13 protein-coding genes are annotated in these 14,508 nt (G+C 49.1%); 2 read left to right on the top strand and 11 right to left on the bottom strand.

Annotation, left to right across the window (positions count from 1 at the left end; genetic code table 11):
* Window positions 1–16 precede the first annotated feature (16 nt).
* Both ALO_RS14375 and ALO_RS14370 read right to left on the bottom strand, forming a co-directional pair.
* Window positions 17–817, bottom strand: a complete 801-nt coding sequence (locus ALO_RS14375) for a methyltetrahydrofolate cobalamin methyltransferase (RefSeq protein WP_004097071.1) — start codon at window positions 815–817, stop codon at window positions 17–19.
* A gap of 187 nt (window positions 818–1,004) precedes the next feature.
* On the bottom strand, window positions 1,005–2,144 hold the full coding sequence (locus ALO_RS14370) for a uroporphyrinogen decarboxylase family protein (protein WP_004097068.1): 1,140 nt from the start codon (window positions 2,142–2,144) through the stop codon (window positions 1,005–1,007).
* Between the two features lie 159 nt (window positions 2,145–2,303).
* On the opposite strand from ALO_RS14370, the gene ALO_RS14365 reads away from it, so the two are divergent.
* Window positions 2,304–3,263: a LysR family transcriptional regulator gene (locus tag ALO_RS14365; RefSeq protein WP_004097066.1), complete on the top strand. Its 960-nt coding sequence runs from the start codon at window positions 2,304–2,306 to the stop codon at window positions 3,261–3,263.
* Window positions 3,264–3,336: 73 nt separating this feature from the next.
* On the opposite strand, the gene citF is transcribed toward ALO_RS14365, so the two are convergent.
* From citF to ALO_RS14320, 9 genes are all read right to left on the bottom strand, one after another.
* Window positions 3,337–4,869: a citrate lyase subunit alpha gene (gene citF / locus ALO_RS14360; protein WP_004097064.1), complete on the bottom strand. Its 1,533-nt coding sequence runs from the start codon at window positions 4,867–4,869 to the stop codon at window positions 3,337–3,339.
* 48 nt (window positions 4,870–4,917) lie between these two features.
* Window positions 4,918–5,874, bottom strand: coding sequence for an HpcH/HpaI aldolase/citrate lyase family protein (locus ALO_RS14355; RefSeq protein WP_004097061.1), 957 nt, complete (start codon window positions 5,872–5,874; stop codon window positions 4,918–4,920).
* A gap of 145 nt (window positions 5,875–6,019) precedes the next feature.
* Window positions 6,020–6,253 carry a hypothetical protein gene (locus ALO_RS14350; protein WP_004097060.1) on the bottom strand — a complete coding sequence of 78 codons (234 nt, stop codon included), beginning with the start codon at window positions 6,251–6,253 and terminating at the stop codon, window positions 6,020–6,022.
* 15 nt (window positions 6,254–6,268) lie between these two features.
* On the bottom strand, window positions 6,269–7,618 hold the full coding sequence (locus ALO_RS14345) for a TRAP transporter large permease subunit (protein ID WP_040293530.1): 1,350 nt from the start codon (window positions 7,616–7,618) through the stop codon (window positions 6,269–6,271).
* A gap of 193 nt (window positions 7,619–7,811) precedes the next feature.
* The gene (locus ALO_RS23950) at window positions 7,812–9,044 is read right to left on the bottom strand and encodes a methyl-accepting chemotaxis protein (RefSeq protein WP_083821106.1); all 1,233 of its coding nucleotides are present in this window, start codon (window positions 9,042–9,044) and stop codon (window positions 7,812–7,814) included.
* 219 nt (window positions 9,045–9,263) lie between these two features.
* The gene (locus ALO_RS14335) at window positions 9,264–10,109 is read right to left on the bottom strand and encodes a LysR family transcriptional regulator (RefSeq protein WP_004097055.1); all 846 of its coding nucleotides are present in this window, start codon (window positions 10,107–10,109) and stop codon (window positions 9,264–9,266) included.
* Between the two features lie 223 nt (window positions 10,110–10,332).
* A complete protein-coding gene (locus ALO_RS14330) occupies window positions 10,333–11,508 on the bottom strand; it encodes a metal-dependent hydrolase family protein (RefSeq protein ID WP_004097053.1) in 1,176 nt (391 codons plus the stop codon).
* Window positions 11,509–11,527: 19 nt separating this feature from the next.
* Complete coding sequence (locus ALO_RS14325) at window positions 11,528–12,250, bottom strand: GntR family transcriptional regulator (protein ID WP_004097052.1); 723 nt, start codon at window positions 12,248–12,250, stop codon at window positions 11,528–11,530.
* Window positions 12,251–12,458: 208 nt separating this feature from the next.
* Entirely contained in the window at window positions 12,459–13,304 is an 846-nt protein-coding gene (locus ALO_RS14320; RefSeq protein ID WP_004097050.1) for an SDR family oxidoreductase, read from the bottom strand.
* 191 nt (window positions 13,305–13,495) lie between these two features.
* Between ALO_RS14320 and ALO_RS14315 the strand changes: the two genes are divergently transcribed.
* Complete coding sequence (locus ALO_RS14315) at window positions 13,496–14,425, top strand: DMT family transporter (protein ID WP_004097048.1); 930 nt, start codon at window positions 13,496–13,498, stop codon at window positions 14,423–14,425.
* Window positions 14,426–14,508: the final 83 nt, after the last annotated feature.

Genomic DNA, 14,508 nt, shown 5'->3' with positions numbered 1-14,508 from the left:
TTCAACGGTTTCGTGTTTAGGCGTACAAGCCTTTCCGGTGCGCCTTAAGATATTTGCTGCAGTATTTGTCCTGTCCCAGCAAAGCCTGGGATGCGTACACTATTCCCATCATGGCTTTGTCGCCGGGATTTAAGATATAGCCGTCCATCCCTGCGGTCATGGTCTGGACCACAAACAACCGATTCAGGACCGGACGGTTAGGAAGGCCATAAGAAATGTTACTCAGGCCGCAGGTAAAGTGAACCGCCGGAAATTTCTCCTTAATCAGCCGGATGGCGTCCAACACTTCCTTGCCGTGGTTTTCATTGGTGCTCAGCGGCTTAATCAGCGGGTCCAGATAAATGTCATCCTGAACCACACCTTGTTTTTCCAGTGCCTGCACTAAATCCACGGCAATGCGCAGCCGGTCCTCCGCCGTGGCCGGCATGCCTGCGTCCTCAATGCACAGGGCCACAATCTTGGCCTGGAATTCCTTGATCAGAGGTACAATCGCCTCATAGCGTTTGCTTTCAGCACTAATAGAATTAATCATCGGCTTGTATCCCGGTTTTAACAGGCTCAGACCGGTCCTCAGCGCCCCCGCGTCCGGACTGTCAATGCACAGAGGCATATCGGTAACCTGCTGCACTGTCTCAACCAGCCATTTCATAATCTCAATTTCCTGTCCGACCATATTGCCGCAATTGATGTCCAGATAATGGGCTCCGGCTTCCTCCTGCTCTTTGGCCACCTGCTGTATGTATCCGGAGTTCCTGGCTTCAACTGCTTCGCGGATAGCCTTGCGGCTGGTGTTAATGAGTTCTCCAATGAGTAACATATCTCATCACCCCCAAATTGTATATACATAACTACAATTGATGTATATACATATATACATCAATTGTACGGCAGATTTTATAAAGTCGTCAATATCTTTTTAGAATTTTTTGATTTTTTTGTGCATTAATTTTTCTACTGTAGGATCCCTGCCTTTTCCCTGAGTTGCAACGGGCGGAAATCGCCGGTTAGTTATACCGTCCATACTTTTCCACCGCGGCAAAAAAAGCTTTCACGTTTTCGTGCCTTGCATTCATCGGTACGCAGCAGCCTGAGGAATAAATAAAACCGCCGCCTTTGCCCACGACCTGGAACAGTTTTTTGGCATACTCGTCCACTTCGCTGGCCGATCCCACAGCTAACAGTGCTGCCGGCATATCTCCCATAACGGCGCAGTGTCCGTTCAATATTTCTTTGGCCTTAAAAATATCGGTGGAACCGTCCAATTGGACAACGAACTTCTTCGCCGGCAATTCCAGCATATACGGCAGGTTTCGCGTCCAGTCGGAATCAAAATGCAGGATGGGAATAATTCCTTTCTCGTTTAATCCGTTGACAAGCCGCTTCATAACCGGCAGGAATATCCGTTCAAAATTTTTCAGGGAAATCCATTGGGCGCTGCTGCGGGAATCGCCGATAAAGGCGCGGCGAATGCCGATTTGATCCGCCTGATCCGCCAGGATGGCAATCATGCCGTCGGTAATAACCTGCATAGCCTCAAACACTTTATCCGGTATCTGAATCACATCTTTAAAAAATTTCTCCAGAGACCGGGTCATGGAGAGTACATCCGGCGCCGACCCGCCCAGGATGCCCCAGGTCGAACTTTGTCCCCGGCGATGGGTACGCTGGTTTTCATCTGCCAGCAGCTTTCCCTTTTCGGCCATGGCGGCCAGCTGTTCTTCCAGTGTAGACCCGTGAGCAATTTGGTTAAACTTGCCCACGTAGGCCGCGATCCCTTCTTTTATGAGCAGGTCATAGTCTTCGCGGGTTGTAATCTCTACTTCATGCATCTGAAAAGAAGCATTATCCGGCAGTTCCGTGCCAGGCATGGCCGTGCGCATCAGTCCCACCTTTTTCATCAGCGGCGCGTAACGCTCGCACATGATAAAGGGATTGCTGTCCCAGATAGGATAAGCCTCCTTTACCTTATCAATCGCCCCCATGCATTTTTCCCAGTCCCACATGAATTCTTTGTTGCTGATGCCGGCAAATTGTCCGGCGTACTGGTCGATCATTGGCGCGCAAACCACCCGGTCTACCGGGTCCAGATTGATGGTCGCCACCAGTCTTTCTTCCGCCGTCATTTCATCCTTTTTTACCGTCATGTTCTTCCCTCCGCCGCTTGTAATAATATGAAATTTTAATATATTCCGTTAACTCCTTGCTATGTTTATAATATATTAGAATTATTCTGCTCAGGGAAATTAAGTTTTCTCATGGCTGCAATAAAAAAAAACAATACTCTTGCTACAGGGAGGGATCTTATGGATCTCCGGCAATTAGAAATCTTCGTCTGTGTGGCTGAACGCTTAAATTTCACCGAATCGGCCAAATACTTATATCTCACCCAGTCAGCCGTCAGCCTGCAAATCGCTGATTTAGAAAAGCAGCTTGGCGTTAAACTGTTCGCCAGAAATACCCATTCTGTTCAGTTAACCGCTGCCGGCCGGGTCTTTTTGCAAGAAGCCAAATTCATTATTGCCGCCATGGAAGAAGCCCTCATGAAAACCCGCCATACTGCATCCGGTTTTGAGGGCACCTTAAAGGTCGGATTTTTAGAGTCTCATACCAAACATTTCCTGCCCAAATTAGTCAAAGACTTCCGCCATTCCTATCCCAGGATCAAAATACTGCTAGCCCAATTGAACTGGGGGGATCTCAATATGGCTTTGGAACATGGCGATGTGGATATCGGCCTTACCATGTCGGTATCTTTGCAAAACACCCCCCGGGTGGTCTGGCAGCCTCTTTATCAGGATGTAGAATGCTTTGTTATGTCTGACGACCATCCCCTGGCCAATCAGAGTCATTTGGATTTTGCTGATTTGACCCGGGAACCTTTTATCGTTCTCAACCGCCAGGTTGCTCCCTGCCCCTACGATTTCACCTTCCAGCTATGTGCCAACCGGGGCTTTACGCCCAAGGTGGTTGAACGCCCCTATTTGACCGAAATTCTGCTGACCCTGGTTGAATGCGGCGAGGGTATCGCCATTCTCCCTTACTTTACCACCAAACCCTATGCCAGTCCCAGTCTCCGGTTCTTCAAACTGGAAGGGGAAGACGCCTGTGTGGAAATGGTGGCCTCCTGGAAAAGAACCAATCGCAACCGGTCGATTCCATTATTTCTCAACAAAGCAAAAAAGGCCGTCCAATTTTTTCAAAGCACCATGGAATTGCCCGATGTTCCTGAATGCAAGAAGACAAAGGACGGTGATCCTGTCTAGCAAGACAAAACCGCCGTCCTCCGTTCTGCTTCAGGTAAAAACCGTGTGGTACCTATTCATGTGTGTCCTGTTTTCACCCGATTTTCCGGATTACATCAATAATCGTGCCGTCCCGGTACTCGACCAATCCGACGATGTCACCGCCCGTTGGAGCCGGGGTCGGTGTTCCTGTAATTTCATAGGCTAATCGTTGCAAATCTTCTATCAGCATGATCGGCAGGCCGCTGCCCTGCAGATTGTGGATTAAGTCTTGCCGCAGCGGGTTGATGGCCACGCCCCGGTCTGTAACAATCACATCCACTGTTTCCCCGGGCGTAACGATGGTGTGTACAGATTCCCGCATGACCGGGAAATTTCTCCGCACCAGGGGAAGAGCAACGATACAAAGGTTAGAACCTGCCGCCGTATCGGGATGCCCGCCCGGCGCTCCCATCAACCTGCCGTTTGAACCGGTCAGTACATTGACGTTAAAATGGATATCCACTTCAGTTGCGCTAAGGATAACCGCATCCACATTGTTCACAATCGGGCCGCATGTTCCAGGGCTGGCGTAATAGGAAGCCGATACTTCCAAATGCCGGTCATTTTGCCGCAGGGATTGTATCGCCGTACTGTCAAAGCTTTGCGCATCAAACAAGAGGTTAACCAGGCCTTCTTCCATCATCTCCGCGAAAATGCCGGTAATGCCGCCAACGCCAAATGCTGCCGTAATGCCCTTGGTCTTCATCTTTTCCTTAATGAATTTGGCCGCTGTTAAGGAAGCGCCTCCGCTCCCCAATTGGAGCGAGAAATTGTCGCGGAAACAGCCGGAATGTTCAATGACCGTTGCCGCATATTGAGAAATCAATAACTCTTTCGGGTCGGTGCTGATCCGCAGGGAGCCCGTACTAATGCCTTTCGGATCGCCGATGGAATCTACTTTGACAATAAAATCAACTTGGGTTTGCGGAATACTGATGCGCTGCAGCGGATGAGGCATGAGATGGTCGGTAATCGCAACAACCTTGTCGGCGTAAGCTGCGTCCACCATGGCATAGCCAAGTGATCCGCACGCCGCCGGGCCGTCAACTCCGTTGATATTTCCCTGTATGTCACAGGCCGGCGCGCCGATAAAGGCAACGTCAATCGACAGTTCCCCTGATTCAATCGCTCTCGCCCGGCCGCCGTGAGTGCGGATCATGACCGGATGCGGCAGTTTGCCGGCGGAAACAAATTTGCCGATCTCACCTCGTATGCCGCTGGTATCAATTGCGGTGATGACTCCAGCCTCAAGATGCGGCATGATTGCATCCTGGACAGCGCTCAGTGAGCTGGCCGTCAGTCTCAAGCCTCGTATTCCCTTGCGCGCTATGGCATCAACAACCAGCTTCATGACATAGTCGCCATTACGGAGATGATGATGGAAAGAGATTGTCATCCCATCCCGCAAACCGACCGCTTCAATGGCGGCATCAATCGATTTGAGAACTTTTTCCGCTGCCGGGGCATCAACACTCTTGCCTCCGTTCGCCTGGCGTGAGGGGATGCAGGCCCAGGGCCCCCGGTAGGGATTATATTTACAACCGGCGATATGTTCCGGTATTTCACGGCCAACAGCATTTTTCACTTTATCTACCTTCCCTTTCTGGGTCGTTCTAATCGTTCTGACTGCGGTTTATTGGCGCGGGCCGTTTATATGCCCGGCAACTTCACGAGCCTGAGCCTTTTTCCGTTCAAATGCTGTGATGATTTCATACCGAACCAGGACCTGTTTCGCCCTGTCATAGTGGACATAATCGATCATTTTGCCTTCAAACGTTGCTGACGCTCTTCCTGCTGCCGCCGCCGCCTCAAAGGCTGTTATCACTTGTCTGGAGCGTCCAACCTCTTCCTGTTTGGGCGTAAACGCTTTATTTAAAATTTCTACATTGCCGGGATGAATGCAACTCGCGCCTAAATATCCATGCTTATAGGCAAGCTCGGCACTTTCTTCAAAAGCCTTTGCATCACCATAGTTGGCCAGCGACCCGATTAAACCCATCGGAATTTTTTTGTATGCCCGCGCTGTAAACACCAGCTGCATTCTTGGGATCAGCAGAGCGTGATATGTTTCTTTGATTTCTGCGATACCGTTATCTCGCAGGAAATCCTCATTGCCGATCGTGAGTGAATCGACTCGCTCGCTGGCCTGCGCAATTTCGTTCATGCTCATATATCCCTTTGCCGATTCAATCAGGACAGAAATCTTGATATGACCCGGCGGTATGTTTCGCTGTTGTTCCAAGCCGGCAATAAGCTTCTCAATCGCCAGGACCTCGGTGGCACTCTCGACCTTCGGAACGACAATTCCTTCCACTCCCGGCCAGATCGCTGCCTCAATATCATCTTTTAACAAATCCTCCGTATTGTTAATACGGATCAAGACATCGCTGCCCCCTTTACCCACGATAGGAATCAGCTCTTTTATCAATGCCCGGGTGGTTATCTTTTCTGATCGGAGAACGCTGTCTTCCAGATCAAGGACGACTGCGGCCGCATCCCTTAAATACGCTTTTTCCACAAACTTGGGGCTATTGGCCGGCATAATTAACCTTGACCGTCGAACTACATTTTTCGTGTAATCGAATTCCATGATCTCAATTCTCCTGTTCTCTCCATTATTCAGCCGTCCAACCGTATACGATACAATTACGCTTGTTGTCGTCAATGCTTCGAAATGAGCTACCCCCAACACGGCTTGGGGGGATAAACCGTCCATTACAATCCATCAAAGTTAGTTAATCACCCATGTCCCAACCATTTACATAACCTTGACAGAAGCCGATCAATCCGGTCACGGCTGCAATAATAAAGGCTGGTTTGCCCAGTGCTTTCATTATGCTGACCGCCATTGTACCATTGGCGGCAAGAATGCTATAGATTTGCACCGCAACAATCACTGTGCCCAGCAGCATAAAAATGAGAACCCCGCAAACAAATAAGACGTTTAAACCTTGTCTTAGCAATGCCATATCTGCTCCTCCCCCTTACATAACCATCGTAGGCAGTACGCCTAGAGCGATAAGAACTCCGATAATAACTATTGGTATGACGTAATATACAATGAGAGGCACAAACGTCTTTACCGGGTCAACATTAGCAATGCCACACGCTATAAAAATCGGTGCAGCTCCGGGAGGCGAAGCCCCTTCAGTGGAAGAGAAAATCAAGATCACCGCCGCAGCTATAGCCGGATCCACGCCGGCATATATAAGCGCGGAGAAGGAAACGGATCCGATTGCCACAACGGTTGCGGTTGAAGTAAGCGGGCCGCCGATTAAAGTTACCAGAATTCCAACCAGAATAATCATTAACAGAGGGGAAAGATTCATCGCCTGCAAAATCGCCATCATGTCTTTGGCAAGGCCTAGTCTGGTCATCACATCGCCTGCGGCAAAGGCGGCAAACAAGGTTGCACCTACCACTACGTAACGCTTTGCCGATGACTGAACCAGTTCATATAAACCAGAAGCGGTTTTCGGCAGATATTTCCGGCCTTCAAAGATCGCGATCCAGCTAATCAGCACGGGAATCCAGACTATGATTGAAATACTTTTCAAGCCTTTGGGACCGAAACTTTTTATTGCTGTCAGATAATCGGCTACCGGGCCGATTGTCAAACCTACCGGGACAATGATGCCGACAAATATAAGCAGGGATGTCCAGCCTTCCCGAAAAGTCTGCGAAAAGGATTTTATCATTGCAGGCGGCAATGGCTGAATATTATACTTGAAAACGAACCATCGCACTAAAATGAGACGATATAGCAGCGTCCACAAACCGGCTGTCAGCAGAGCGATATAGAGCGATCCGATCGTTACTTTCTCGGCGACGACCCCTAATCCTAATATGAGAAACATCGATGAACATGGCGGCAAAGCAATACCCAGGCCGGCATTACCGGCAACCATCGTAGCGCTTAACTGGCGGGGCCAGTTAGAATTGACCATCCATGGTATAGTCACTGCGCCCACCGATGCAGCACTGCCGGATCCTGACCCGGAAATCAGTCCCATGAGGGCACTCGCCAAAGTGGAGATATACCCGGCGCCGCCTGCGACTCGCCCCAGAGTCGAATTTAGAATGTCTACCAGGCGGTTCACAAGTCCGGTTTTCGACATAACAAAGGCCATGAATACAAAAGCAAGCGCTGCATATACGGTCTCCTGCATAGCCGCGAAAACAATACTTTTCATCAGCAGATCAAAAAACTGACTTCCGCCGAAAAGAAGTACTACTACCCAGCCCACGACCATAGCCTCTCCGATATTCCTCTTGAGCCATGAGCTCCAAAAGATAATAGCCGCAATATACGCTAGAAGCGACCAAATACTCATTCCCACGTTCTTTCCTCCGTTTTCTTAGTATTGAAGTCCAACCATATTCTGCCGTCTTAGCTCCCTTCATTACTGTAATTAAGTGTCGAAACATGTTTCAAACTAATTATAGGTATAATTCAGAAGAATTAAAAATATTTAAATTTGATATCAAGCATCAGAAATATGTATTTCAATTACAAAACGCATCATTTTATCCAATCATTCCTTGGGCTACCTCTAGCAGATTATCGCTGGCCTGGGTAATTTCTTCCATAGAAGCCAAAATGTTTTGAACTGCTTTGCCATTATCCTCAAAGTCGTTCAGTATCGTGGCCAGCCTTTCACCATAGGCCTTCATAGTATCCGAAATTTCTTTTTGGGCGGGGATAATCTTGGCGATTGATTGCCCAATCGTATCTACTACTGCTATAACCATCTTAGTGGACGTTTTACTTTCTTCCGCCAGCTTTCTTACTTCCTGCGCCACCACCGCAAAGCTTCTTCCCTGTTCTCCCGCGCGTGCCGCTTCAATCGCGGCATTAAGAGCCAAAAGATTTGTCTGGTCTGCAATAGACCTGATCGAAATAACAATATTCTCAATACTCTTATTTGCCTCCGATAGCTTGTTCGTAAGCTCACCGATTTGCTGAATATGCGTAATTTCTGCATTAATTCCCTTTCTCATGGCCACAAACGAGGAGACTCCCTGTTCTAGCTTTGCTGTAACAATATTAGTAGTCGCTGTTACTTCCTGGATCTGCTGGTATTGCTCCTGAATCCTCTGAATAACGCTGGCAGCCATACGCTCATGACGGATAGACACGATTCGGAACATGAGCTGCACGGCGGACTCAGTCGTAAGAATTCGTCTGGCAGCGATAAGAAGCGCATCGTTTCTTATCGCTGCCCTATGCTGACTAAGCAGATATCCGTCCGATCCTACCGAAATTTCAGAACCAATAATATATTTCGCCGTGCCCACAAGACGCGCTACTTCCGCCTGGCTCATCTCTTGATAAGCAATAACGCGAAATTCAACCTGTGTGATGCCGTATCGTTGACAGGGCCTGATAAAGATCTCTTCTCCGCCCCGCTGGTTATTGTGAAACACATATATTGTTTCACCCCGGGGAATCTGGGCTGCCGCTACAAAAAAGCCTGTCTCCGGCACAACTTCGAAAGCCATTACTCTTTTTTCAGGTACAACGGCGGTTAGTTCCTTGACTCTTGAAGGCATTGTCAAATACAACTCGTATTTCTCATTTTGGGTTATATACTGTGGCGTTAGCGCATCCACAATAACTCCCTCTCCTAGAACATCGCGGGCCGCCGCAGCAAATTCCTGCGCAGCTGCTTCAGTGCCAGCCACTGTACACATTAAAATTGTTTCTGACTTCCTTTGCATCGTGTTATCCGCCCCTTTAATCATGATTTGAGATGACATGCTTTTGCATCTCAACTATTGGATCTCATGTTTTATGATGTTACTAATTAAATCATAGCTCATGCATCTGAAAATTAAGAAATATAAATATTCGATACCCGGTATCAGAAATACGCTTAAAGAATTTCGGGTATAAAAAAGATTCTACACTCATATAAGTCGTAGAATCTTCATAATGTCTAATTTTTCACCCGCTATATAGTACTAAAGTCCATTGCTTTAGCAAAGTCCAAAAATAATCTCACCATTTTTAACTCTAGTATTTCCCGGTGGTAAAGAGATCCATGTCTTTCTTAATATCGGGTTCCCCTGCCTATCCGTTATATATATCTTATGAATATATCCGACATCCTCTAATAAATCGTTAGGGACGACGGCATATCCCAAGCCGTTTATGACCATTGATTTGCATATATCAAGATACCCTACTGTCATCCCAATGGTCGGAGGTTGTGAAAAATTCTCATTCCACCATGTATCAAGCAACGCCTTATGTAAGTCATCCGTATGATAGTCAATCCGCGGCAGGTCGGGAAGATCTTTTAGCGTAATTACCTTTTTGGATGCTATACATATAGGTGCCTCATATAAAATATATTTCTCGCCCCGCCAGCCAAAATCCGAACGCATAAAACCCACATGTACGTCTTGATTAAACAGGAGACTGCAGATATCACGGCTCCATATGGTAATAACATTAAATTCGACATTGGGGTAGCGTTCTTTAAAAAGCCCCAGCAGCCGGGGAATTTTATGCTTGGACAGATAATTGGACGCCCCCACTCGCAACGTTCCTTTTATATCAGTCCCCATATTGATAACCTGTTCTTTTATTTGACGCGTATTGGTCAGCATTTTACGGGCACAATCTGCGAGATAATCACCCTCGGGAGTAAAATGAATACCTCTGCTGCCGCGATATATCATTTTAACGCCAAACTCGTCTTCAATCTGACGTATACGGGCGGTAAGAGAAGGTTGCGATATAAATAATGTCTGGGCAGTTTTTGTAATGTTTTTCTGTTCATATAACACTTTGATAATTAACCAATCCCGTTCGTCCATCGTAACCACCTCTAATGCAGAACTCAGCAAATATGAAATGCAGCATCTTATTCAAGAAAACAACAGTCGATTGATCGCAATATTCTATAAAATCACGTCATTCATTCGCTTAATGTTTATTGTTATTATAACAAAACCCCCTCTGACTGGCAAAGATCTTTATAAAAAGCCAGCCCGAACGGCTAGTTTATACAAAGGCAGAGGGTTCAAAGTGCACAGATAATCAAATAATGCCAACTCCTTTTTTATATACCTGGACGATATGCCTTAGCGATTGAATATCGCCCAGCGGGTTACCGTCAATAACCAGCAAGTCGGCATTTTTCCCTGCAGTAACAACGCCGGTGTCAGTTACGCCAATTGCCTTAGCTGCCAGGCCAGTGGCCGAAGCAATGGCCTGAACAGGAGACATCCCCAGCTCGACAAACAGCCCCAGTTCCCGCCAAACCTCGCCATGCTGCACCCCGGGAGCACCGGCATCGGTTCCGGCGATGATTTTGGCGCCTGCCGCAATCCCCCGCCTGACCATGGCGCAGTGATGAGCATAGACCTGCTCCAGGCCAGTTTGAGTTTGGGGACTGAAATGTCCTTGGTGCAACATTTGCAGAAAGGGCGTAAGGGTAGGAGCCCAGTAGGCCGGACTGGATCTCAGAAAGTCGACAGCAGCCTCATCCAAGAGAGCACCGTGTTCAATAGACTGCACGCCGGCTGTCAGGGCCTGGCGCACTGCCTGGACTCCGTTGGCATGGGCGCTCACCGGCCGGTTGAACCGTTCCGCTTCGGTCACTGCCGCCTGGATCTCTCTAAACGAGAATTCCATCGGTCCGGCATTGCCGGTTTCAAAGTTTACACTGCCGGTTAACATAATCTTGATCCATGCCGCTCCGGCTTTGACCTGCTCCCGTACCGCCTTCACGATTTCATCGGGACCGTCGGCTTCACGGCCGCCGGCGTAATGAAAATGACCGCCGGTAATGGAAATGGCCCGATTGCAGGTCATGATTCGCGGGCCCGTAAGCACTTTTTTCTCCACTGCCTGTTTTAGGGCAAGGCTCATGCCGCCAGGCCCCGCCAGGTCCCTGACTGTGGTCACGCCATTTTTCAAAGTAACTGCCGCATTATTCGCCGCCCGCAGCAGGGTCATCTCTTTGGTTTCCTGCCACCGTCCGGCGCGGGCTTTGGGATCGGAGATGCCTTCCAGGAAAAGATGCACATGGACATCGATCAAACCAGGCAGTATGGTATAGGCGGAATAATCCAGCGCCTGCTCTGCCTCCAGCCCGGCAAAGTCGCCTTCCCGCCCGACAGCGGCGATTTTGCCGTTTTCAAGAGAAAGATAACAGCCCTGCCGGGGGGCAGAGCCAGTGCCGTCAATTAAAAGACCTGCTTTAATGAGCAAGAAAATCACCCTCTTTGATCTACCTGCTGATAGCGGAATAAGACGTGGCCTTAAGTTGAAAACGCTCTTTATGACAGACCATGTAAGATATGCCAAGGGGCTGGTCATCCCGGGAGTAGATCACCTGCCGAATCAGCAAAGCCGGACTTCCCGGTTCCTCTCCCAGCAAAGCGGCTTGCTCGACAGATAGGCTGCCCACCGACAGTATCGCGTCATTGCGCACCGGCACACTGTCCTGGTGCTTGGCCACCACTTCGGGAAAATCGGCGTATTCTAATTGGGTCTCCAGTAACGGTTTCCCTCTCAGGTATGGCAGCCATTTTTCTTCCACCGCCACTGCCTGTTCATTCTGGTATAATAAACGCTTCAGCAGAATCACCTTGGCCCCTGCCGTTAATCCCAGCTGTCGGACAGCCTCATGATCCTCACGGCCCAGTTTCACCCCTACCAGTCTGTAACGAAAAGGATTGCCGTCGGCATTTTGATGCAGATCAATCACCAGCTTATTGAGGCGGAGGCGGGTGACGAATGTGCCTTTTCCCTTTACAGTTGCGATTAATCCGGCTTCCGCCAACAGAGACAGCCCCTGACGCACAGTCATCCGGCTGATCCCGTAGTTTTCACCCAACTGTCCCTCAGTGGGCAGCATGTCGCCATCCTTCAGCTTGCCTGATTCAATCGCCAGCCTGATATCTTCAGCCAGACGGTAATAGACTGGTATTAAATTCTGCCGGATCTTCATGGGCGACCTCCAGAAGTATAAATACCTACAGATGATGGGTGTATATACATATATACATTAATTTCATTTTATCTGAAAATTATGAACGAGTCAATGTGTTTGTATTGTGCAGAATTTTTTCCGGGATGAAAGAGACAAAGACCTGCCGCCCGGAATGAAAGGCTGACAGGTCCCTGCCCTATGATGCCGCTGATATACGTCTTAACTGTTACACGCCTGAATAGGCCATAAACCCGCCATCTACCGGCACAACCACTCCGGTTATAAAGCCGGCGGCCTGCTCGTCTATCAGCCAGAGCAGCGTTCCCAGCAAATCTTCCGGTTTGCCGAAACGGCGCATGGGGGTATGAGTGATAATCTTTTCCGCCCGGTTAGTCAGGGACCCGTCCGGATTGGTGAGCAAGGTTCTGTTTTGTTCGGTCAGAAAGAAGCCGGGGGCTATGGCGTTGACCCGAATTCCGGCTTCGGCAAAATGAACGGCCAGCCACTGGGTAAAATTGCTCACCGCCGCTTTGGCCGCGCCATAAGCCGCTACTTTGGTCAGGGGGAAGGGAGCGCTCATGGACGAAATATTGATAATCACCGGATGGGGCCGGCCGATCATCTGCTCGGCAAAGACCTGGATGGGAATAAATGTTCCCATGAAATTCAGACGGAAGACATAGTCAAAGCCGTCAGCCGACAAGTCAAAGAAGGTCTTGACCCCTTCCTGCCTGTCCGTCAAATCATCCGGCTGAAAGGTTTCTTTCGTGGTAATGCCCCTGGGATCATTGCCGCCGGCGCCATTGATCAGAATATCGCAGGGGCCCAGTTCTTGCTTTATGATGGCGGCGGTTTTCACGACGCTTTCCCGGTCCAGAACATCGCAAGCCACGGCGATGGCCTTGCCGCCGGCCTGATTAATTTCATCCGCCACCTGTCGGCCTTTTTCCGCCGTCCGATTCACCACCGCCACTTTTACCCCCTGACGCCCCAGTTCTTTGGCCATGGCGCTGCACAACACACCGCTGCCGCCGGTGATCACCGCTACCTTGCCTTTCAAGTTGCTGCTCACAGTTGTCTCCCCTTTCTTTTTGTTAAATCCAGACTAATATACTAATATATCAGTGTCAATATCTCATTGAAAATTTTTCTAAATGCTCTCCGGTTCGATCCTCTTCCCTAGTTCGCTTTTTTTTTATATAATGAAATAATATACATATCGTGTATTACCTATTGGTATAATTTTTATAAGGAGTCTAACTCATGAACACACGATGGAAGGCAAATTTGTTACTTTTAATGGCAGCTATCATCTGGGGGTTCGCTTTTGTGGCCCAGCGAGTGAGTGTAGACTATATGGGCCCGTTTAGCTTTAACGGCATCCGGTTCCTTCTGGGCAGTCTTTCTCTGGTGCCGCTCCTGTATTGGCGCAATAAACCCCAACAGGCTGATCGTGAGGCCGCTCCGGGGCCAGACCGGTATCAAAACGCACTGCCGGCCGGCATTTTGGCTGGAGCGGTACTGTTTGCAGGGGCTTCCCTGCAGCAAATAGGCCTGGTATACATCACCGCCGGCAAGGCTGCCTTTATCACCGGCCTGTACATTGTCCTGATACCCCTGGCAGGGATATTTTTGCGCCAGCGCCTTTCGGCTTTGTCCTGGCTATCCTGCGGTCTCGCCGTAATCGGTTTGTTTTTACTGTGCGTGAAAGAAAATTTGACTTTAGCCTACGGGGACTTTCTCGAATTCATCGGCGCCTTTTTCTGGGCCGCCCATATCCTACTGATTGGTCATTTTTCCCGTCGGGTAGATGTTCTAAAGCTGTCAGCCTGGCAATTCATCACCTGCGGATTATTGAGTCTGGGGACGGCGCTTTGGCTTGAAACCATAACCATGGCGAGCATTCTGGCTGCCGCCATCCCTATTCTGTACGGAGGCATTTGCTCAGTGGGCATTGCCTACACCTTACAGGTCATGGGACAGCAGTATGCCGCACCGACTCACGCCGCCATCATTCTCAGCATGGAGACGGTATTTGCGGCTATCGGCGGTTTTTGGCTGCTGGATGAAATTCTAGGAACCCAGGAGCTGTTGGGCTGTGCCCTCATGTTCGCCGGAATGCTGTTGTCGCAGCTTCAGAGTATAGAGCCGGCAAAAGACAGCGCTTTGGGCGAGACAACGTCACAGTTATAAACTCCGGGTGCAAAACGGGAAAACGAGAAACAAACCTGCTTTGCAGAGTATGTTTCCGTTTAAAAAAAAGGGATGGGGCAAAC

This window comes from Acetonema longum DSM 6540 (assembly GCF_000219125.1).
Lineage (GTDB): Bacteria > Bacillota > Negativicutes > Sporomusales > Acetonemataceae > Acetonema > Acetonema longum.
This window is presented reverse-complemented; position numbering and strand designations above follow the sequence as displayed.